Source organism: Bacteroidales bacterium, from assembly GCA_012517825.1.
GTDB lineage: Bacteria > Bacteroidota > Bacteroidia > Bacteroidales > JAAYUG01 > JAAYUG01.
The window spans coordinates 1-21,827 of record JAAYUG010000206.1 but is presented as its reverse complement, the minus strand read 5'-3'; the positions used below and the strand labels follow the sequence as shown (position 1 = coordinate 21,827).

Genomic DNA, 21,827 nt, shown 5'->3' with positions numbered 1-21,827 from the left:
AACTATTCCAGAGCAGCTGCCAGAGCAATCGATAAGAGTTTGCTTCGTTCCGAATCGGACCGCGAGGTAAGAACTACCGGTACACGGGCTCCGGTTATAATGGCGGCCGAAACCGCTCCTGCAAAAAATATCAGCGACTTGTACAAAATATTCGCTGCATCCAGGTCAGGTGCTATCAGAATATCAGCATTCCCGGCAACGGGACTTTCAATGTGCTTGTGCCTGGCTGCTTCGGCCGATATGGCATTATCCATGGCCAGCGGACCGTCAATGATACACCCGGGTATCTGCTTCCTTACCTGCATGACAGCAAGCATAGCCGCATGAACCGTCGATTCTATTTTTGGATTAACAGTCTCTACCGGACCCAATACCGCCACAAGCGGTTTCTCAACACCCAGCCTGTGAAATACCTTGACAGCATTCCGGATGATCTCCGCTTTCTCTTCAACAGTGGGCTGAATATTAATGGCTGCATCCGACAATCCCAGCAATTTTTGATAGGAGGGGATTTCAAAAAGGGTAACATGGCTCAGCATGCTCGATTCGCGGATACCGTTTTCTTTGTGCAAAACCGCCTTCAGCAAAACAGCCGTCGGAAGATACCCTTTCATCAGGATCTCTCCCTTGCCCTCCCTGATTAATCCAACTGAACGCGACGCAGCAGCCGAGGCATCGGGTTCATGAACTATCTCCCAGTCGTCCGCACTGCCCCCCAGCTGCCTGAGTATTTCCCTGATCTTTGCCGAATCCCCGACGAGAACAGGAGCAACAATTTTTTCATTCCTTGCCTCCCATACCGCCTGAAGAACAGACTTGTCTTCGGCTGCGGCAACAACAAGCCTCCGTTGCGGCCGTGACCGCGCAACATTCAGTAACTGCGACAGCGGTTTTTCAAGATATTGCATACAGGGGGTTTATAGAAGAATAATCCTTACTTCCTGCCGGAAACTATCATCTGCGTATCCTGCGCTATTACCAGCTCTTCATTGGTTGGTATCACCACAACCTTTACACGGGAATTATCGGTGCTGATCACAGCCTCTTTTCCTCTTAACCCTTTGTTTCTGGCTGAATCAAGATAAATGCCCAGATATTCCATGTTTTTGCAGACTTCCTCCCTTGTTTCCCATCCGTTTTCGCCAATCCCGCCGGTAAACACCAGAATATCCAGTCCGTTCATTGCGGCAGTATAGGCACCTATATACTTTCTCACCCGGTAGTGGTACATATCGAGTGCCAGCTTCGCACGCTCGTTTCCCTTATTCGCAGCCTCCTCCACTTCCCGCATATCAGAAGAAATTCCCGAAATGCCAAGTACTCCGCTGTGCTTGTTAATGAGTGTGCTGACCGCCTTATAACCGATATCCTCTTTGTCCATGATGTAGGTGATAATGCCCAGGTCAAGGTCTCCTGCCCTGGTCCCCATAATGAGGCCTTCCACAGGAGTAAGCCCCATGGAGGTGTCGACCGACTGGCCATACAAAACAGCCGTCATGGAAGCCCCGTTTCCAAGATGACAGGTAATCATTTTCTGCTTTTCAATATCAACCCCGAGAAACTGACAGGCACGCCTGGATACATACCGATGGCTTGTACCATGAAATCCGTACCGCCTGATTCCGTATTTTTCATATAAGGAATAGGGCAATGCATACATGTAAGCATGCTTTGGCATGGTCTGATGAAAGGCAGTATCAAATACAGCTACCTGCGGAACAGCAGGCAGGAGGTTTTGCATGGCATAAATACCTTTGAGGTTGGGCGGATTATGCAGCGGGGCAATATCCACACACCTTTCGAGTTCCTGAATGACTTCATCGGTTATCAGTACACTCGACTTGAATTTCTCTTTACCATGCACAACCCGATGGCCAATGGCATCAATTTCATCCAGACTCTTCAGACAACCGTGCTTCCGGCTCGTCAGAACACCCAGCACATATTCAATACCGGTCTGGTGATCAAGTATTTCTCCTTCAAACATTACCTTTTGTCCGTTCTCCTTCTCCAGCTTCAGAAATGATCCCTTCAAACCAACTTTCTCAACAATTCCGCGGGAAAGAACAGATTCAGTGGTCATTTCAAACAACTGAAACTTGATCGAAGAACTGCCACAGTTCAAAACAAGTATTTTCATAAACTTTCAGATTATTCACCTACAATAGTTTGCGTAATTTTCCTCCCTGATTCATCGTACTCATAAAATCCTTTTCTGGTTTTGGTACCCAGTTGGTTGGCCCGAACCATCTTTTTAAGGAGGGGAGAAGGTTTATAGCGCATGTCTCCAAATTCCTTGTAGAGGTTTTCCATCCACCGTTCTACCTTGTCCAGTCCTGCACGGTCAGCCATTTCAAAGGGACCATATGCCAGGCCCAGACCGTCGCGCATCACCAGATCAATATCTTCCTTGCGGGCAACTCCTTCCATGAGCATTTCGCAGGCTTCATTAAACATTACAGAGAAAATCCGGATGCTGACCAGACCGGGAGATTCCTCTACCGGAACAACTGTTTTTCCGATCAGTTTCACAAACTTGCAGGCAGCCTGATATACTTCTTCCGAGGTATAAAGCCCCTTGACCACTTCCACTACACGGGCATCCTTGGCAGTGGTCAGTACATGCAAACTGACACAGCGGTGCTTGTACTCCAGCTCAGAGGCGAGTTCGGTTATGATGGTAGTCGTTGAATTCGTGGCAATGATGCAATTCGGATCTACATGTCGCTCAATGTTTTTGAAAACACCTTTACGGATTTCAGTAGTCAGTTCACTCGATTTGGACAGAATGGCCTCAATCACCAGGTCACAGCCCTGCAGGTCTTCGTACTTCAGTGTGCCATGAATGCGCGACATAATGATTCGCTTATCCCCGGGGGTCATCCCCCAGTGCTCGATCTGCCGGTCAAGCTCCCGTTCAATCTCCCGGAGGGCCATGGCGATTTTTTCCTCACTCACCTCCACAAAAATAACTTCCATCCCGCTTGCACTGACCAGCCGGGCCAGATTCCTGCCAACGGATCCGCATCCTACAATTCCTATTTTCGAAAAAAGGCTCTGCGTCCGTACCTTTTTACTCAAACCGTATTGTTCAATCGGTTCTACCAGTATTTCTGACATGATTACCTGTTTAAAATTTGTAACTCGTTATAAACCGGCAGCCTGATTGGCTGTAATCGCTATCACATTAACAATATCACTTACCGAGCACCCCCTTGACAAATCGTTGATGGGGGCAGCCATACCCTGCAAAACAGGTCCTACAGCTTCGGCATGTGCCATGCGCTGCACCAGCTTGTAGGCAATGTTTCCTGATTGCAGATCAGGAAAAATGAGTACATTCGCCTTTCCAGCTATCGGAGATCCCGGTGCCTTGCTCTTGCCAACCGATTCTATGATGGCAGCATCGGCCTGCAGTTCGCCGTCAATTTGCAGGTTGGGGTCCATCTCCCTGGCAATGCGCGTTGCTTCAACAACCTTGTCAACCAGTTCATGTTTGGCACTTCCCTTTGTCGAAAAACTTAACATGGCAATCCGCGGCTCGAATCCGGCCAGCGCACGGGTCGTCCGCGCTGTGGTTACGGCAATCTCTGCCAGCTCTTTGGCTGTCGGATTCGGATGAACCGCACAATCAGCAAATACCATCAGTCCGTTCTCTCCGAATTTTGTGTCAGGAAGTATCATCAGAAATGCCCCCGACACTACACTGATGCCGGGCAATGTTTTTACATACTGAAATGCCGGACGCAATACATCCCCCGTGGCATTCATGGCTCCGGCAACCTCCCCGTCGGCATCGCCCGACTTGATGATAAGGGTGCCCAGATACAACGGATCTTCTATCAGCCTGGCGGCCTCTTCCCTGGTTAATCCTTTGTTCTTCCGAAGCTCTACCATCAGATCAATATAGGCCTCTTTTCTGGGATGATGCAGCGGATTAACAATCGCAGCCTTAGCAATTTGCGTAAGCCCCAGTTCCTTCGCTTTGGCCTGTACCTTTTCGGGATCACCTATCAGAATAACCTGCGCTATCCCTTCCCTGATCACTTCATCGGCGGCTTTAAGGGTTCGTTCCTCCAGACCTTCCGGCAAAACAATCCGTTTTCCCAACTGCTTTGCCCTCGCTTTTATTTTTTCAAGTAAATCCATTGTTTATCAGTATTTTATAATTTGAAATTGGAAAGTCTAAAGGTATATAATTTAAACTATCTGAAGAAGGTTTTCTACCTGATTTAAATCATCTTTTTAGATACTCGTTTTTTCTTCCTGCAGTAAATTGAAAACGGCGTAAAGAAAATGCTCATTGGAAAACATATCCCCGGCAATTACTGCACTATATTTGATATCAAACAAAACGTGTGTCACCAACTCGCAACAACAAAAGAGTTTTTATCTTTGTGCTCTATAACATAATTACAGAACATATTCTCCATGCGTGACTTTCCTTTAGAAATTCTGAAAAAAGAGATAGAAGGCGACATTTTTACCGGCGAACCTTTTTTACTGATGTATGCAACAGACGCTTCGGCATACAAAGAAAAACCCGATGCTGTCATCCGGCCTAAAAACAGGAACGATATAGAAAAAATCATCCGTTTTGCCCGGGAACATAAAATACCCATTATTCCAAGGGCCGCAGGAACTTCTCTTGCCGGCCAGGTTGTCGGAAAGGGAATGATTGTTGACATTTCACGCCATCTGAATAAAATTCTGGAAATAAATGCTGAAGAACGCTGGGTGCGCGTTGAACCGGGGGTTGTGCTGGATGAACTCAATGAGGTACTGAAACCTTACGGGCTCTTCTTTGCTCCCGAAACTTCCACTTCCAACCGGTGCATGATAGGAGGGATGGTAGGAAACAACGCCTGCGGTGCCCACAGCCTGATCTACGGAAGTACCCGCGACCACCTGCTGGCAGTGAAGGGTTTTCTCAGCGACGGAAGCGAAGTTGAATTCAGGCCGCTTTCCCCGGAAGAATTCGATAAGAAATGCCTCCTCAAGAACAGAGAAGGAGAAGTGTACAGGAAAATTCGTTCTATTCTTTCTGATCCCGAAAACCGGGCCAACATCCTGAAGGAATACCCCGACCCATCGCTGAAACGCCGGAATACCGGATACGCTATCGATATTCTGCTTCGCCAGCAGCCGTTTACTCCCGAAGGAGGTTCACTCAATCTGGCTTCCCTGATTGCCGGCTCCGAGGGTACGCTGATGTTTCTCACGGAAATAACCTTGCATCTTGAACCTCTTCCGCCTCCGGTAACCGGTCTTGTTGCGGTGCATTGCCATACGCTCGAAGAAGCATTGCAGGCCAACCTGATGGCTCTGACGTATTCTCCGGGATCCATCGAACTGATGGATAAGATCATCATAGACTGTACCAGGGAAAATATTGAGCAAAGAAAAAACCGCTTCTTTATCCAGGGAGAACCTGGTGCGATTATTATTGCAGAGTTTGCAAGAAATTCCCTCGCCGAGATTGAGGAGATACGCGATAAAATGGAAAAGGAAATGGGCGCCGCCGGCCTGGGATACTACTTTCCGCTTATTACAGGACCCGATATCAAAAGGGTTTGGGCTCTCCGTAAAGCGGGCCTCGGGCTCCTTTCGAATATACCGGGCGATGCAAAGCCGGTGGCCGTAATCGAAGATACAGCCGTTGCCCCCGATAAACTTCCCGGATATATTGCTGAGTTCAAGGAAATGCTGCAGCGGCTGGGTCTGAACTGTGTTTACTATGCCCACATCGCTACCGGAGAGCTTCATCTGCGACCGGTATTGAATCTTAAAGACCCTGATCATGTCAGGCTCTTCAGAACCGTGGCCACCGAAACGGCCAAACTGGTAAAAAAATACAACGGTTCCCTCAGCGGAGAGCATGGCGACGGAAGACTGAGGGGGGAGTTTATCCCGATGATGGTGGGTGAAAAAAATTATGCTTTACTGAAAGAAATCAAGAGAACCTTCGACCCGGAAGGGATTCTTAATCCCGGTAAAATTACCGATACCCCGCCAATGGATACTTCCCTGAGGTACGAACCCGGGGTGTATCCAACCGAACCGGAAACAATTCTCGATTTCTCCTCTACCATGGGCTATATACGAATGGCCGAAAATTGCAACGGTTCAGCCGACTGCCGCAAATCGGCCAGAATAGGAGGAACTATGTGCCCCAGCTATATGGCTACCATGGACGAAAATACCACCACCCGGGCAAGGGCCAATATCCTGCGCGAATTCATTTCCCGCCCCAACCAGAAAAATCCGTTCGACCATAAGGAAATTTATGATATTCTCGACCTGTGCCTTTCCTGCAAGGGGTGTAAGTCCGAATGCCCGTCCAACGTCGACATGGCTAAACTGAAAGCTGAATTCCTTCAGCATTACTACGACAGCCATGGTGTTCCCCTTCGGGCCCGACTGGTTGCCTATATTACCTGGTTCAATAAACTGGGATCTGTCTTCCCGGCTTTGTACAACCAGATCATTACCAGTAAACTTGTTACCCACACGTTTATGAAATGGGTGGGTTTTACTGTCCACAGAACCTTCCCGAAGCTCTACAAAACCACTCTCCGCCGGTGGGCCAGAAAAAACCTGCCTGAACTGAATGCTTCCCTGCCCGAAAATGCCCCTGTGGTTAACCTTTTTGTTGATGAATTTACCAATTACAATGATGTTGAAATTGGCATCAAGGCAATCAAGCTCCTTACCCGCCTGGGCTACAGGGTTCAGCTTCCCCGGCACGGAGAGAGCGCCCGTACCTACATCTCAAAAGGTCTTCTCCGCCGCGCGAGGAAAATCGCCCGCACCAACCTGCTCTGCTTAAAGGATTATGTGTCGGAGGAACGTCCTCTGCTGGGTATTGAACCTTCTGCTATTTTGGGTTTCCGCGATGAATACCCTGATCTCATGCGGGGAGAAATGAAGGAGCTGGCAAAAAAAATCGCTTCCTGCTCCTATATGATCGATGAATTCCTGGCCAGGGAAATGGACAGGGGAAATATAAAGAAGAAACAGTTTACCACCAGGGCGCGTACAATTAAATTGCACGGCCATTGCCAGCAAAAGGCTGTTGCATCAACCAATCCCACAAAAAAGGTTCTTTCCTTTCCGGAAAATTATACGGTTACGGAGATTCCCTCCGGATGCTGCGGCATGGCTGGCTCTTTCGGCTATGAAAAAGAACATTACGAACTGTCCATGAAGGTGGGTGAACTGGTCCTTTTCCCGGCCATACGAAACGCGCCGGAGGATGTAATTATTGCAGCTCCTGGAACAAGCTGCCGGCATCAGATCGAAGATGGGACCGGACGCAAAGGCCTTCATCCGGTTGAGATTCTCTATGATGCTTTAGTCTGATCATTTCCATGCTTCCGGCAGGCTACGGTCAGACTTTCGCCTTCCGATTTGGCCACTACTACGGCTCCACAGGTATCGCCCAGAACATTGACCAGGGTGCGGAACATGTCGAGCGGCCTGTCGACGGTAAGCACCAGCGCTATTCCTTCCACGGGAAGTCCCATGGCGGTCATTACAATGGTCATGGTAACCAGTCCGGCCATCGGAATACCTGCTGCCCCGACTGCGGCCAGCAGGGCAACGAGTACTCCTGTGATCTGCTTGTCAGCGGGTAGATGAATTCCATACACCTGGGCAATGAACATGGCTGCAACGATCTCATACAGGGCTGTTCCGTTCATATTGATCGTGGCACCCAGGGGCAGGGTAAATCCGGCGATCCGCTGCGATACGCCGCACCCGCTCTGAACGGTCGAAAGCGTCAATGGCAGGGTGGCATTCGATGACGAAGTACTGAACGCGGTGATCAGCACGGGGAGCATGGCCTTATAATGCCGCACGGGATGGATTCCTGACGCCAGCAGAATGACAGGCAACGATACCAGACTGTGAAGGCTCAGACCGGCAATGACGACCAGCATGTAACGGCCAAGACTTGCCGCCAGACCGGCAGGATTGTCCTGCAGGGCAACCTGACGGGCTACTATGCCAAATATTCCATAAGGGGCAAAACGGATGATGAACATGGTAATTTTCATCATTACGGCCGAGGATGCATCAAAGAACTGGGTCAGAACCAGGCGCTGATTCTCAGGTAACCGTGTGATGAAAAAACCCAGGAGAACGGCAAAAACTATTATCTGAAGGGTATTGGATGCCGTAAGGGCAGAAAATATGTTGTCGGGTATGATGGTGATCAGCAGGTCCCGGATGGACTTTCCTTCATGGATGGGGGTTCCTTTTTCCGACAGATCCTGCAACAGAAGCTCAGCACCCTGTCCGGGTCGCATGAGGTTTACCAGAAGAAGCCCCGTGACGGCGGCAAGAAGGGTGGTTGCCAGATAAAATCCAAGGGTTTTTGCTCCGATCTTTCCCAGATTCGCTGCGTTGCCGTTGTTCGCTATGCCGGAGGTAATGGTGAAGAAAATCAAGGGAATGACAATCATTTTCAATGCCCTCAGAAACAGTTCCCCCATCCAGTCAACCCAGGAAGAATAGGATTTCAGAAATAACCCGAATAGCACGCCCAGAACAAGGGCTATCAGTATCTGCCAGTGAAATGCAATCGTTTTTTTCACGTTCCTTCCTTTTTGCTGTTGAATAATTACTTGAAAAATTTAATTTGATATGTGCGGTAAATTTTGTAAATCAAATAAAATGAGGTTGTTGTATTCAGATATTTTTTGCCGGCAATACGGCACAACAGTAGAGTCGTTCAGCAATTCCTTGTCATTGATAATCAAATACCGGGCACCAAGTCCCCGGCAATGTTCTATCCATTCCCCGATGGGCTGGGGTGGATTTCTCCTGCGCCCGAAATCGGTGAATCCTTTCTGATCCATCAGATACAATGTTATGTTGATGCTTTGATCAGGAATACTGATAATGCGGTCGGTCCGCCTGATGCCCAGATTCCTGAGCCAGGGTTCGGCCGTTTCATAGGCCCTGTAATAGGTTGCATAGTGCCAGTGATACCAGTTATACACATCAATTTCTTCCTTCGGAAGCAGCCTGTGCAATCCGCGAAAATGCTGGTGTATATTGTACCGTATTCTGATTTTCAAAGCTGTATAATAACTGAGAAACAAAACAAACAGTATGGCCGTCAGATAAAAATACCATTGTGAAGCGAGTTGCTTTCTTGTGCGCACAATACGTTCAGAAAAAGTAAGCAGGGTTACCGGAACAAAAAGAAGCAAATCCGTCAGGTAGTAATCATGTACATCAAACGCCTTATAGAAGAAAAGTATGTAGGCAACCACGCCGAAAAAAGTGGCGATGTTCAGCAAAATCAGAATCCGTTTGCAGGATTTGAAATGAAAAAGATTGAGGACAAATGCCAGGAGAACAAAGTAGATAAGGTATGGATGAAAATACGCGGGAAGCAGATTATGCCGAAGGGTGTGCCAGTTGGCTCGGATGGCGGCTTTGTCCAGATCCCATATAGGATAGAATCCCTGCAGAAAAATTCCGCGGGTTTTATGGATGGTATTATAGTGGATGGCATATTTGTACCAGATGAAATTGATACCTAGCACGATCATGATGGCAAGTACTACAGGAAGCCACTTTTGTGCCGAAAGTTTCTTCAGACCAAAGAGGCCAAACATGGCGGCAAGGAAAACAGCCACAAGGGAACAAAACAACAGCAACGAACTGATTTTCAGCAATCCTGCCAGAGTAAATATCCCTGCAGCAGTTACCAAATGCATCAACCGGTTACCTGAAAGGTATTTCCATACAAAATATCCTCCTGCCAGGGCTAAGCCAAAGGCCGGTGCATTCATCAGGAAATTACTGCCGTAATAAACCAGAAGGGGGGAAGCAAAAAGAAGCAGGCCCGTCAGCAAACCAATATACTGATTCCCGGTAATTCCGGCAGTAAGACGATACAGCAGAAAGAGCCCTGTTATGACGATCAGCAGATTGAGAATGCGGAAAATGGATTCGTTCTGCCCTGTAATTTTCCATAGCTTTCCCACCATATAGTATATAACCGGAAACTCACTGACAACTTTGCCTTCTCCGAAGGTTACATTATGAATTTCCGGTTGCACAAAAGGGAGATTTTCCCTGCTGTAATTCAGGGTGATCGAGAGGCAATCGGTTTGCCGCCATTGATGAATGGAATAGGGGCGCATGGGGATGATCCGGTGCAGTCCGTAAAGAAAGCCCATTAAAACAATGGCCATCAGAAAAAGCAGATCGGTTTTGCGCATGTTCGATAGTGTATTTCGATAGGTTGAACAAAGATAAATTTTTGTCCTTTCTGCCGACTGATTCGTTGGCAGGAAGTGTCCATAAGGAGATTTTTACCCGGTATTACAAATGTAAACATTAAAATATTTTTGATTTAGTACATTAATAACCAGTATTTTACATGTATTTTTTTAACTAAAAGTTGAAATATTTTTCATCAGAAAAACGGTTGGAAAGAAACAATCGTATAAAATAAGGAATTATTATGTTGTATATCAATATTTCATGCATTTTATTTCAATTAATACTTTAACATAAAAATAAATAGTCTTTTAAGTTCCTATTGCGCATATACAGAGCAATCGACCGTATACATTGTGGATTGTTTTTTTCAAAGGTATCCGGACAAGTTCCTCTGAAACGGAATGAAAGCGGTTCTTATGGCATACCGCGTTGTTTTTGATGCGCAAAGCATTTCGTCAAATGAAGCATGAATGCCCTAATGGTTGGAAGTACAGCAAAGGACCAACGCCGGAATCGGGATTTTATTGTTACGTCTCCCTCGCATATGCCCTTCAACAAACATGGATCGTCCTTAGAAGTAAGTTTCGGGCTTCTCTGAACTTGTCTTTAACATTCCATCCCGTATTGCAAAATCGTGAAGCTGGCCATTAAACCAGCTGGTAGATTTTCTTATGCAGGATTTGCTTACTTAACGGATTAATAAAATTACATCCGTAAATTACCTATTATCGATTCAGGGTACTATTGTAAACACAAATTAAATTACATTTGTAATAGAATTATGTGGTTCTTATGAAAGATCGTCTCCTGGCTCTGATGAAGGCGGAATCGCTTTCTCCGTCTCAATTTGCCGATGAACTCTCCATTCAGCGGTCGGCGGTATCGCATCTCGTATCGGGACGCAATCTGCCCAGTTATGATGTGCTGGTGAAGATTCTCAAACGGTTCCCTGAGGTAAATCCCGAATGGCTTCTTCTGGGGAAGGGGGAAATGTACAGAAAACCCCGCACGGGAACTCTGTTTGAACAGCCTTTGCCTTCCCCTGAAACCGCCGCAGATACGGTAAAAACCGGGGGGATCCGGGAGATCCGTTCTTCCGATCCGGAAAAATATGGTTCCTCTGTTCCTGATGCCGGTAAAAATACTTCCAGGGTGAAGGAAATTCTTCTGCTGTTTGCCGATAATACCTACCAGCGCTTTGTGCCTCAGCAGGATAAAGGACAGTAAATTCTTTTCTGCTCTCGTCTGTTCCTTGAATTTTCGGCCTGGGGTATTGTTTTTTCCTGAACGCTTGCGGAATGGAATGCAAACGATCCGGACTCATGATGGATTCCGGATCAGGAGATAGTGACTTTCCATTGCCGGAAATACCTTCCGGTCAAAACTTTATCCAGGTATACTGTGATCAGAATTTGTGCAAAAGGGTTTTGTTTCAGCTTAAATGGGAACCAGATAAGCGCAGATCTGGCATACCAGGAAGTAAGACTGGTGTGAATACCTGAATCCTGCCTCTGTAATAAAGGTTCCGACAAATAAACCCGAATTTTTTGCCATCTTTTTGCCCTTTATTCCGTTCAGGTTAGTTAAAATGATTAGAATGTTTACAAGTGTAATCATTTGCAAGTTTACGTATGTGAATTACAGAGAGTTCTTTTTTCTTAGTAGATTTGCTAAAAAATTTATGTACAGACTGCTGATCCGCCCTCTTCTTTTTCTTATTGACCCCGAACGAATTCATCACTGGCTGATATCGGGAATCCGTTTTCTTTTTAAAATTCCGGGGAAAAAATCGGTCGTTACGCATATATGCAAACCTCGTGCGGTTAAACTGGAAAGAAATGTCTTTGGCCTGCATTTCGAAAATCCTGTTGGTTTTGCGGCCGGATTCGACAAAAATGCTCTGGTGTATAACGAATTTGCTGCTTTTGGTTTTTCCTTTATCGAAATCGGAACGGTTACTCCCAGGCCGCAACCGGGAAACCCTAAACCCCGCTTGTTCCGCATTCCGGCCGACCAGGGTCTGATAAACCGGATGGGGTTTAATAACGACGGCGCTGAGGCGGTCAGATTGCGGTTGCTGAAAAATAAACCTGATATTATTATTGGTGCTAACATCGGAAAGAATACTTCTACTCCCAATCATCTGGCGGTGGAGGATTATGACTTCGTGCTGAAGACTTTGTACGATGTGGCCGATTATTTCGTGGTGAATGTCAGTTGTCCCAATATCAGGGATCTGTCGGAACTGCAGGATAAGGATATGTTGCGCAGTATTCTTGTCCGGCTTACGGAAACCAGAAAGAGCATGCCGGTACGAAAACCGCTGCTGCTGAAAATTTCTCCGGATCTGAGTTTTCAGCAGATTGACGAAACTCTTGCTATTATTGATGAAACCGGTCTGGATGGTATTGTGGCGACCAATACTACTCTTCGCCGCGATAACCTGCTGACTCCTCAGGAAAAACTGAACACAATCGGACAGGGCGGATTGAGCGGGGCGCCTCTGAGCCGGCGTTCTACCGAAATCATCCGGTACATTGCTGATAAAACGGGTCATGCATTGCCTATCATTGGAACCGGCGGCATTATGACTCCCGAAGATGCCGTGGAAAAATTGCATGCCGGTGCTTCCCTTATCCAGGTTTATACGGGGTTTATCTATCAGGGTCCTTTTTTTGTCCGCTCTATCCTGAAAGCCCTTATAAATGAACGGGTTTAGCCTACTCTGAAATATCTCGCAAAACTTGTTTTCCACCGGAAGTTTTATTACTTTTATACAATCAGGAAAGGGTGTTGCTGCAGGGATTGATAACCTTTAAATCCTTTTGCCATGAAAACCCGAATCTTATCGCGGATGGCTATTGCCTCCCTGTTTCTTTTGTTTCTTTTTTCAGGATGTTCTTCCAAAAAGCAGGTGGGACTTTTAATGGATAGCTTCGCCCAGGAACGATGGGCAAAGGATAAACAGATTTTTGAAAAACGCATCAGGGAACTCAACGGCCAGCTGCTGTTTGATACTGCCAACGGAAATCCTGACCGGCAGTTCGAACAGGCCAGGAAACTTCTGGAAGCTGGTGTGGATGTGCTTGTTGTTGTTCCGGTTGATCAGTACCAGGCTGCCAAAATAGTCAAACTGGCCCATAAACATGGGGTTCCGGTAATTTCGTACGACCGCCTCATCCGGAACTGCGATCTCGATCTGTATATTTCGTTCGATAATATGGAAGTTGGCCGCCTGCAGGCCGAATACCTTACAAGGGTGTGCCCGAAAGGCAAATATGCCATTATCAGCGGACCTACATCCGACCATAATTCCCTGATGATCAAAACCGGCCAGCTGAATGTGCTTGGTCCGTATATTGACCGCGGCGATATCAGGGTTGTATTCGACAAATTTGTGCCGCGATGGGATAAGGATGAAAGCTACAAGTTGATGAAGGAATGCCTGAAACAGCATCCCGACATCAATGCTGTGCTGGTAGCCAATGACGATCTGGCCACCGGGGTGGTCAATGCTCTGGAAGAGAAAAATCTGGCCGGAAAGGTGTGGGTTTCTGGCCAGGATGCTGACCAGATTGCCTGTGAACGAATTATGGCCGGGAAACAGGTGATGACGGTGTATAAACCAATTGAAAATATTGCCATCAGCGCCGCCGATTTTGCCATGAAGGTCGCAAAGGAATCTGCCGTTCCTTCACTCAATATGAGTATCAATAACGGTATGTATATGGTTCCTGCTTTGCTGCTCCAGCCCAGTGTGGTCAACAAGGAAACGATAAAACTGACCATCGTGCCGGATAGCACCGGTACATGAATCTTTTGCTGACGGCAACTGGTCGGGCCGTCAACCTGTTTACTTTCCTATACAGAAATTTTTGAAAATATTCCCCAGGATCTCATCGGTAGTGATCTCGCCGGTTATTTCGGCCAGGTAATGCATCGCTTCACGGATGTCCTGGGCCACCAGATCGGTGGGTATGCCTTCTTTCAGTCCTGTACCTGCTCTTTCCAGTGCCTGCCTGGCTTTGTCGAGGGCTTCAAAATGCCGCAGGTTGGTTACCAGTACATCCTGCCCTTCGGTCAGCGACTGTGCCCTGTTAACGAGTTCCTTTCTCAGCATTTCAAGATTGTTCTGCTTTTTTGCCGATATGGGAATTACCGTTCCGGCATTCAGCTGTTCCAGTTCCGACACTTTCTTCTTCAGGTCTTCTTCCGGAACTTTATCGGCCTTGTTGGCTACCAGAATTATCTGCTGTTCGGTGTCCAGTTGCAGGGCTTTTATCTCTCCGGGTATTTCACTGCTGGCTTCCGTCAGATCAATGACCAGAAGAACAATTCGTGCGGTTCTGAGTTTTTCCCTGGTCTTTCTGATCCCGATTGCTTCAATTTCATCTTTCGAATGCCTCAGTCCTGCCGTGTCGATGATCCGGAACAAATAACCCTCAATATGCAGGGTATCTTCAATGGTATCCCTTGTTGTTCCGGGAATTTCAGAAACAATGGCTCTGTCTTCATTGAGCAGTGTATTTAAAAGGGTTGATTTGCCGACATTGGGTAAACCGGCAATCACAACCGGAATTCCGTTTTTTAGGGCCTGCCCGCTGGCAAAGGACCGGGCCATGGTGCGTATTTTCTCTATCACTTGATCAAGAAGTGCCGTAAGTTCAGAGCGATCGGCAAATTGCACATCTTCCTCGCTGAAATCAAGTTCCAGCTCCAGCAATGACACAAAGTGCAGCATCTCTTTTCTCAGGACGGCAATTTCTGAAGAGAAACCGCCGCGCATCTGGTGCATGGCCAGACGATGCGAGGCTCCCGATGAGGAAGCTATCAGATCGGCAACCGCTTCGGCCTGCGATAAATCCATTTTGCCGTTCAGAAAGGCGCGCTGGGTAAATTCACCCGGCCTGGCAAGCCGCACGCCGCATGCAATCAGCAGCTGAAGCAAACGCTGCTGGATGTAAACCGAGCCATGGCAGAAGATTTCTGCCATATCTTCTCCCGTGTAGGAGTGGGGGGAAACATAACGGCATACCATACCATCGTCGAGCATGGCCTCACCATCCCGTATCCATACACGAACCATCTTTCCGGGGGGAACTTCTTCCAGTTTTTTTCCTGCCTTCTGCGGAGAACAAATCTGACCGAGTGCCTTAAACGATGCCGGACCACTGATTCGAACTACGGCTATAGCTCCCTGTCCCGGGGGACTTCCAATGGCACATATGGTATCTTCCTGCATGTGTATTGTATCTTTATGAAAACAAAGATAGAGCAATTCACCGGGTTTCTCTATATCGGCCCTATTCATCCGCAGCGTAAGAAAAGACTGCCTTCATTCTTCCATACACACCCCTGGTATGAGTGCCATTCCGTCACTGTCAGTTCAGAAAATATCCCTATCTTTCCGCACCAATGAAAAATATTTCATTTGATCATTTCCCTATGAAACCCACATGTTTAACAAACACAAACACAGCGGTAATAAAATGCCGAACATGTGGGTTCCATCATACCATTGAAAATTAATTTTATTATGATGAAACTATTTTTCCTGCCTCTTCTGCTTACATTGGCATCGTGTTCAACGATGAATGTAACCCTTACTGTACTGGAACCGGCACAAATCAATGTGCCGCGCGGTATCCGCTCTCTGGCTGTCGTAAACCGAAGTCTTCCGGCAAAAGAAGAAAAGGTGAAAGACGTTCTGGAAGGGGTGATAACAGGAGAGGGATTGTTTGCCGACAGGGTTGGCTCGTTTGAATGCGTGCGCGGGGTTGCCGATGGACTGGTCAGTTCGCCCAGGTTCACCGTCGTTGTTCCGCCCGAAAATGAACTGAAGGGAACCGGCACCCGTCAGTTTCCGGCGCCGCTTGACTGGAATACAGTGGAGAGAATCTGCCGCCAGAACCAGACCGATGCGCTTCTGTCGCTCGAGGTCTTCGATTCAAATAACCTGTATTCCGATAGGAAAGAACAACGTACCCGCAAGGAAAATGACCGGGAAGTCAAATACGAGGTAACAATAACCCACGTTCGGTCTAATATTGAATCGGGCTGGCGGATTTACGATCCGGCCAACAGGCAAATTATCGATGAAAGCATTTTCACCGATTACCGAGAATGGGAGGCCGAAGGAAGAAGCCATAAAGAAGCGCTTGTCAATCTTCCTCCCCAGAATGAAATCGTAAAACAGGCAGGATATTTTGCCGGAACACAGTATGCCCGGAGAATTTCCCCTTCATGGATTCATACCGGCAGGGAAATGTATAAAAAGGGAAATGATGATATGAAGTATGCAAAAAGGCTGGCTCAAACCAATCGCTGGGAAGAAGCGGCCGATGTTTGGAGGAAATATACAGATGACCCCGATTCCAAACTGGCCGGTCGTGCCTGCTACAACATGGCGCTGGCAGCTGAAATAGCCGGCAATCTGCAGGAAGCCATCGAATGGGCTGAGAAGTCTTATGTGCGTTACAACAATAAAAAGGCCAGAGAATACAGCTACATCCTTAAAAATAGGCTGAACCGCCAGCAGCGGCTTGACGAGCAGATGGGAGAGTAGGTCGGAACGTGTTTGCATTTACAGGAGTTTCCGGCCTGATTTGCCCGACAACTTCGAACGAAGTAAACCCGCCAGTATTACAATTCCCAATACCAGGCCGGTAACACGCAATCCATATACCGGAAAAACAAAGACGGTGGTGAGAATGAGAATAACAGCTGAGCCTGTAAGGTCGGCCGCATAAAGACTTCCGGCGGCACTGCCGCTGATTCTCCCGGCAATAGCGGCAAAAAGCAGTCCCGGAATTGTGGCCGTTACCAACAGAAGCACTGATAGCAGAAGGTAACCCGGAATTTCATCCGTTTCACTCCGCTGAAGAAAGGTCAATACAAAGGGTGTGATGACGCAGAGGAAGATGAAAAATGCGGCAGCAAACATGGTTGCTGACTGAACTTTTTCCTGCGGAAGCCGGCTTCCTGCCCAGGCTCCTGCGGCCATTCCTGCCATGTATACTCCTATCATCAGTCCTGTGGTCTGATAGGCAGAACCATACAGGATCTGGGCCCCGAGAATAAGGAGCAACTCAAGAGCCGATCCGGCTCCCCCTGCTGCCAGCATGATCGCATTTCCTGATGTATACAACGCGAAAGCGATTACTCCGATGAGAAGAAAAAACAATACTACTCCGTAATAAGACGAACGGTACTGACTTAACCAGAAACGAAGGTGAAGGAAGGTACCTGCGGGACGAAAGGCCAGGTTCCCGGGGGCACTGCTGATCAGGGTCTTTTTTATTTCGTGTACGCGCAATAAAAGTAATGTCGAATCTATATAGTATTGGTTTACATAATCATTCTTAATATTCAGTTTTTCAATGCGTTCCGGAATATTGTAATTCAGGGGGGAATCGCTGGCAATCAGGTACAGTTTCTCTCCCGGAATGAGCAGGATATGAGCAAAATATGTTTTCAGGGTATTGACAACAGATGAATTGATTTGCCTGCTTTCGGGATTCAGATAATTGAACGAGGTAGGCAGAGACCAGCAGGAAACACCGTCCGGTTCCAGATGTTTTTTTACTGTCCCGACAAATTCGGCTGAAAACAGTCGGTTTTCCTGCAAGGTACCCATTCCGGCCGACTGGACAAGGATGGCATTGTATTCCGATCTTGTATTCCGCAGCATCTGAACCGGATCAACTGCATGAAAACCGATAGTGAAAGGCCATCCGGCACCCAAACTGTCGCGTACCACCGAAACCCAGAAGGGATTGATGTCGGCATAGTCAACATGCCTGATCGGGTACTTCGCCAGCTCGGGAAGCATGCCCTCCAGGTCGCCTGAAATCACCAGTAAGGTATCCCAGCAACCGGTTTGTACCAGGGGATAATGAACGGCTTCTTCGCAGTCAACTGTGTTGTTGCCTGTTGCAAGTAAATTTCCGTTGCTGATGATGCTTTTCTGCCCGGCCTGTTCGGTCAGGATGAACCGCCCGTAGGGGGTTTCATGAAATAAAAGGATGTTTTGCCCAGGATATTGCCATTGCGCCATCAGGGTCTCTGCCTTCAATCCATAAATGACTAATATCAGGGAAATTGCAAGCAGAAGTCCAAATCCGGTACGGTATATTCTGATTTTTTCCGGCGAAGCGGTACGCGCACATAACCACAGAATCAGGACCCCCGGAAAGGTGAGAATAAACAATGTATTCAAAAAATGACTCAGAAGAAAAGTATACAGTAATCCGGCCGTTAAAGCACCCAGGGTCTCCCAGGCATATACCTGCGATGCCTGGATGCGGCTCTGCTCAGGTAAATTCCTGATAATCTGCGTAAATGCTATACCTGATAAAAAACAGAAGGGAAACAATATTCCGGCAATGAACAGGAGCGAAGCAACTAGTCCGGGCATGGTGCCGGGAGGAAATATCACGATCCTGAAAAAATAGCTCAACGGATAGAACACCAGCGGCAGAAGAGACAGCAGGGCAAAAGCCGATGAAAGGGGAGAAGTTTTTGTCAGGCCCGCAAACTTCCTTCCTGCTGTTGCTCCAAGCCCTGTGATCAGCATCCATACAAACAATACACAGCCTATTATGAGCTCATTACCGTTGAAAAGATTAAGAAACTGACGAAGAAAAACAAGCTGAACCTGCAGGGTCAGATACCCCAGCAGAAAGGAATAGGCTTTGACTTCCGGATCGGAAAGCTTCTGATACATGCTTTGTTTGGCCTGTTCCGGCCTGGTGATCTTCTCAGTGTTGTTGGCGGTGAAAATCTGAAGATAGTAGTTCAGATGCCAGCTCAGGTGGAAAGCCGCTACGGCCACCATACCGATTCCGAAATGAACATGCCAGCGGAGGGCTGTTTTGATCCACGTCCATTCCAGTCGGTAGTTCAGGTTAATGACCAGTAAAATTCCCAGAATTCCGGTAACAAGAAAGGTGACCAGCAACAGGGAATTCCATATTTTCCGGTGGGCCGAAAGGGAAAGCACCTTCATCCTTACCAGCATAAGGGTAAGAAAATAACCGGCAAGGCACAGGGCCGCCAAAGGCAGTAGACTGTATGGATGTTTCATTGGCCTCTCGGTGGATTTCTCACTGAAAATCTTTCTCCTCTATGATGAGGGCCTGGTAGGTGTATAGTTCGGCATCTCTCCATCCGTTCCATCCGATCCCGGCTTTGTCGCGTGCACAATGCCCCAGAAACTCTTCCAGCGTCCAGTTGGTCTCTTTGGCAACCTGGGGAAGAAAGGTGCCGGAAGCGGATCCTTTACGAATGTAAATGCCGTCAATACCCAGTCGTATCTGGTCAGGTGAATTGATTCGTTTGAGGGGAGTCAGGACAGAGATTTCTATATCAATTTCTTTCAGTTCATTTCTGTCAACAGGTTCAAACCGGTAATCATGCATGGCCGCTGCAACGGTCATTTCCTGAACTACTTTCCAGAGCGGCTCGGTAGGCTCAAACCTTCCGATACATCCTCTCAGTTCTCCCTTTTTTCGCAAGGTGACAAAAGCCCCGCAGGGGGTTTCCAGGGCAGGGGTCAGGAGATTCCTTTCAACCGATGGTATTTTGCTGTTGCGTATATAACTTTCCAGCGTATTCCGGGCTATGGAAACAAGCGTTTTCTTTTCCTGCGCGGTAAGGGAAAATTCCTCATTGCTGCTTTCCTTTGCTGAAGGCTTGTTATCGGATGTTCCGGCTTTTGTTGTAACGGCAATGGCATAATAGCCTACCACTCGGTCTCTTTCACCGTAAGGTGAATCGCCTGAATTGCGGTACTGTATCTTGTGGTATTCAATGCCCGGCAGGTCTTCGGTCATGTGCAGCAAGGACAGAACTGAAGTCCATCCGCAGATACAGGTAACCAGACCCGGGATACCCTTAGCCTCTGTTTTGCGTATGGTATTCAGAAAATTCTCAGGCGAATTGGAGCAAATGGCATCGGCGGTGAGGATATCAGCCCTGACAGCATCTTCATACCCCGGATAATGCGAAAAATCAGTGGAAATCACGAACAGATTTTCCGGTACCATGTATGGCTTCAAAACCTGGGCTATTTTTTTGCACACCGACGGACGTTGTGTTCCGATTACAACCGGAACAATGGTCAGCTTGTTTCCATAGATCTTCTGCAGGAAGGGGAGCTGCACTTCCAGACTGTGTTCATAAATCTGCGCATCCGTCCTGTCGGTAAAAACTCCCGATGGGTCATCCGCAAGTTTCTTGGCCAGTTCCAGATTCACCGGAACAGTCCCCAGCGGTGTTTCATAGTTTCCGCGGGTGTAAACGGAAGCCCCGTCAAAACTGAACCGGTGACTTGAACCTATGACAAAGATGTTCCGGTATGTTTTTCCGGGATCAAGCTGATGAAAAGCCGACGCGGCCACACCTCCCGAAAATACATAACCGGCATGGGGAGAAATTACCGCCTGAATGGTACCTGACACCTTTCGTGGTTCAGCCGAAGCAAACAGATCCGACAAGGTTGAGGCAAGTTCCTTTGCAGAACCCGGGTAGAAACTGCCGGCAACGGCCGGCCTGCGGTTGACCAGACTATCAGAAGCCCGTTCGTTTCCCGATGTGCTCATAGATTGCTTGGGATTGGATGTGGAACAATACAAAACAAGGGGAATAAGCGAAATTACCAGTAATCTCGATGTGTGCCTGAGATCCATGGCCGATATTTTTCTCAAAGTTACAAAAAATCGGGGTGCATTGCATCTGAAAAACACAGGGCGAAACCATAACGGTTCCGCCCTGCACCGGTAATACCCCAATAACAACCCGTCAGGTAACCTATTCTTTTTCCTTCTTTCCTCCCAGCATAAGAAATTCATTTACCTGAACTTCGGTAACATACCTTTTGTTTCCGCCCTTGTCTTCATAATTCCTGTGAATCAGCTTGCCCTCAATGGCAATTTCCGAACCTTTTTTCAGGTATTTTTCGGCTGTCTTGGCCGTGGTTCCCCAGGCAACCAAATTGTGCCACTGAGTCTCCTTGACTTTTTTCCCATCGGCATCCGTATAATTTTCATTGGTTGCCAGCGAAAACCTGGCCAGGGTTTTTCCCCCGTTAAGCTGCTTGATTTCCGGATCTGATCCTAAACGCCCGATCAGATATACCCGGTTGCGTAAACTGTTCATTGTTTTGTAGGTTTTAGGGATTAGACAATCACCGGTAATTTTGCAATGCACGCCGGCACTTTTTAATCCCTGCCTCCTGCATTTTCTCGCACTTTTTTATCGTTTTAAACGATTATAAACGAATAAATATTATATTAGCAACAAATTACAATCATCTGACTCATGGAACGATTTTGTCTTGACTGCGGGAGCAAAATCACCGGAAGGGCCGACCGAAAATTCTGCTCTGATGCCTGCCGCATTAACTACCACAATTCCAGGCGAAAACATGATGAGTATTTTGTCAGGCTGATCAATAAACAACTGAAACGCAACCGGGATATCCTGGAAAAACATTACCGGGCAAAAAGGATCTATGTGCCTGTCAATCAGCTCCATCTGGAAGGCTTCAGGGAGAAATACCATACCCATACTGCTACCAATGG

Annotated in this window: 16 protein-coding genes; 6 read left to right on the top strand and 10 right to left on the bottom strand. The window is 47.4% G+C overall.

Features of this window, described 5'->3' with window-relative positions; all coding sequences use genetic code 11:
• Positions 1 to 2: 2 nt before the first annotated feature.
• The 4 genes from GX419_13710 to pta are packed head-to-tail and all read right to left on the bottom strand — an operon-like array spanning position 3 to position 4,149.
• Positions 3 to 908, bottom strand: coding sequence for a bifunctional enoyl-CoA hydratase/phosphate acetyltransferase (locus tag GX419_13710; GenBank protein ID NLI25753.1), 906 nt, complete (start codon positions 906 to 908; stop codon positions 3 to 5).
• Positions 909 to 934: 26 nt separating this feature from the next.
• Positions 935 to 2,140, bottom strand: a complete 1,206-nt coding sequence (locus GX419_13705; protein NLI25752.1) for an acetate kinase — start codon at positions 2,138 to 2,140, stop codon at positions 935 to 937.
• Between the two features lie 11 nt (positions 2,141 to 2,151).
• Positions 2,152 to 3,120, bottom strand: a complete 969-nt coding sequence (locus GX419_13700) for a 3-hydroxyacyl-CoA dehydrogenase family protein (protein NLI25751.1) — start codon at positions 3,118 to 3,120, stop codon at positions 2,152 to 2,154.
• Between the two features lie 27 nt (positions 3,121 to 3,147).
• Positions 3,148 to 4,149 (bottom strand): phosphate acetyltransferase, encoded by a 1,002-nt coding sequence (pta, locus tag GX419_13695; protein NLI25750.1) that lies wholly within the window; start codon positions 4,147 to 4,149, stop codon positions 3,148 to 3,150.
• Between the two features lie 282 nt (positions 4,150 to 4,431).
• Here pta and GX419_13690 point away from each other — a divergent pair, with 282 nt between their 5' ends.
• Positions 4,432 to 7,362, top strand: a complete 2,931-nt coding sequence (locus GX419_13690; GenBank protein NLI25749.1) for an FAD-binding protein — start codon at positions 4,432 to 4,434, stop codon at positions 7,360 to 7,362.
• Here the strand turns inward: GX419_13690 and GX419_13685 are convergent.
• Positions 7,344 to 8,600 carry a dicarboxylate/amino acid:cation symporter gene (locus GX419_13685; GenBank protein NLI25748.1) on the bottom strand — a complete coding sequence of 419 codons (1,257 nt, stop codon included), beginning with the start codon at positions 8,598 to 8,600 and terminating at the stop codon, positions 7,344 to 7,346. The two genes, GX419_13690 and GX419_13685, sit on opposite strands and share 19 nt — an antisense overlap.
• Before the next feature lie 39 nt (positions 8,601 to 8,639).
• Positions 8,640 to 10,241 carry a hypothetical protein gene (locus GX419_13680; GenBank protein ID NLI25747.1) on the bottom strand — a complete coding sequence of 534 codons (1,602 nt, stop codon included), beginning with the start codon at positions 10,239 to 10,241 and terminating at the stop codon, positions 8,640 to 8,642.
• Between the two features lie 796 nt (positions 10,242 to 11,037).
• Between GX419_13680 and GX419_13675 the strand changes: the two genes are divergently transcribed.
• The 3 genes from GX419_13675 (at position 11,038) to GX419_13665 (ending at position 14,059) form a co-directional block, all read left to right on the top strand.
• Positions 11,038 to 11,472, top strand: a complete 435-nt coding sequence (locus GX419_13675) for a helix-turn-helix transcriptional regulator (protein NLI25746.1) — start codon at positions 11,038 to 11,040, stop codon at positions 11,470 to 11,472.
• Positions 11,473 to 11,926: 454 nt separating this feature from the next.
• Positions 11,927 to 12,964 (top strand): quinone-dependent dihydroorotate dehydrogenase, encoded by a 1,038-nt coding sequence (locus GX419_13670; protein NLI25745.1) that lies wholly within the window; start codon positions 11,927 to 11,929, stop codon positions 12,962 to 12,964.
• A 111-nt stretch (positions 12,965 to 13,075) separates the two neighbouring features.
• Positions 13,076 to 14,059 (top strand): sugar ABC transporter substrate-binding protein, encoded by a 984-nt coding sequence (locus tag GX419_13665; GenBank protein NLI25744.1) that lies wholly within the window; start codon positions 13,076 to 13,078, stop codon positions 14,057 to 14,059.
• A 39-nt stretch (positions 14,060 to 14,098) separates the two neighbouring features.
• On the opposite strand, the gene mnmE is transcribed toward GX419_13665, so the two are convergent.
• Entirely contained in the window at positions 14,099 to 15,487 is a 1,389-nt protein-coding gene (mnmE, locus tag GX419_13660) for a tRNA uridine-5-carboxymethylaminomethyl(34) synthesis GTPase MnmE (protein ID NLI25743.1), read from the bottom strand.
• Positions 15,488 to 15,781: 294 nt separating this feature from the next.
• On the opposite strand from mnmE, the gene GX419_13655 reads away from it, so the two are divergent.
• Complete coding sequence (locus GX419_13655; protein NLI25742.1) at positions 15,782 to 16,810, top strand: hypothetical protein; 1,029 nt, start codon at positions 15,782 to 15,784, stop codon at positions 16,808 to 16,810.
• Positions 16,811 to 16,828: 18 nt separating this feature from the next.
• Here the strand turns inward: GX419_13655 and GX419_13650 are convergent, their stop codons facing one another.
• From GX419_13650 to ssb, 3 genes are all read right to left on the bottom strand, one after another.
• On the bottom strand, positions 16,829 to 19,330 hold the full coding sequence (locus GX419_13650) for a hypothetical protein (GenBank protein NLI25741.1): 2,502 nt from the start codon (positions 19,328 to 19,330) through the stop codon (positions 16,829 to 16,831).
• A 19-nt stretch (positions 19,331 to 19,349) separates the two neighbouring features.
• Positions 19,350 to 20,933, bottom strand: coding sequence for an AmmeMemoRadiSam system protein B (amrB, locus tag GX419_13645; GenBank protein ID NLI25740.1), 1,584 nt, complete (start codon positions 20,931 to 20,933; stop codon positions 19,350 to 19,352).
• Positions 20,934 to 21,054: 121 nt separating this feature from the next.
• Positions 21,055 to 21,402 (bottom strand): single-stranded DNA-binding protein, encoded by a 348-nt coding sequence (gene ssb / locus GX419_13640; GenBank protein ID NLI25739.1) that lies wholly within the window; start codon positions 21,400 to 21,402, stop codon positions 21,055 to 21,057.
• A 162-nt stretch (positions 21,403 to 21,564) separates the two neighbouring features.
• Here ssb and GX419_13635 point away from each other — a divergent pair.
• Positions 21,565 to 21,827, top strand: a 263-nt coding sequence (locus GX419_13635; GenBank protein ID NLI25738.1) for a hypothetical protein, incomplete at its 3' end; no start/stop codon positions are given.

Bases quoted from the DNA above. Each gene is read 5' to 3' on its own strand.
- GX419_13710 (NLI25753.1), bottom strand. From the start codon at position 908: ATGCAATATCTTGAAAAACCGCTGTCGCAGTTACTGAATGTTGCGCGG.
- GX419_13705 (NLI25752.1), bottom strand. From the start codon at position 2,140: ATGAAAATACTTGTTTTGAACTGTGGCAGTTCTTCGATCAAGTTTCAG.
- GX419_13700 (NLI25751.1), bottom strand. From the start codon at position 3,120: ATGTCAGAAATACTGGTAGAACCGATTGAACAATACGGTTTGAGTAAA.
- pta (NLI25750.1), bottom strand. From the start codon at position 4,149: ATGGATTTACTTGAAAAAATAAAAGCGAGGGCAAAGCAGTTGGGAAAA.
- GX419_13690 (NLI25749.1), top strand. From the start codon at position 4,432: ATGCGTGACTTTCCTTTAGAAATTCTGAAAAAAGAGATAGAAGGCGAC.
- GX419_13680 (NLI25747.1), bottom strand. From the start codon at position 10,241: ATGCGCAAAACCGATCTGCTTTTTCTGATGGCCATTGTTTTAATGGGC.
- GX419_13675 (NLI25746.1), top strand. From the start codon at position 11,038: ATGAAAGATCGTCTCCTGGCTCTGATGAAGGCGGAATCGCTTTCTCCG.
- GX419_13670 (NLI25745.1), top strand. From the start codon at position 11,927: ATGTACAGACTGCTGATCCGCCCTCTTCTTTTTCTTATTGACCCCGAA.
- GX419_13665 (NLI25744.1), top strand. From the start codon at position 13,076: ATGAAAACCCGAATCTTATCGCGGATGGCTATTGCCTCCCTGTTTCTT.
- mnmE (NLI25743.1), bottom strand. From the start codon at position 15,487: ATGCAGGAAGATACCATATGTGCCATTGGAAGTCCCCCGGGACAGGGA.
- GX419_13655 (NLI25742.1), top strand. From the start codon at position 15,782: ATGATGAAACTATTTTTCCTGCCTCTTCTGCTTACATTGGCATCGTGT.
- GX419_13650 (NLI25741.1), bottom strand. From the start codon at position 19,330: ATGAAACATCCATACAGTCTACTGCCTTTGGCGGCCCTGTGCCTTGCC.
- amrB (NLI25740.1), bottom strand. From the start codon at position 20,933: ATGGATCTCAGGCACACATCGAGATTACTGGTAATTTCGCTTATTCCC.
- ssb (NLI25739.1), bottom strand. From the start codon at position 21,402: ATGAACAGTTTACGCAACCGGGTATATCTGATCGGGCGTTTAGGATCA.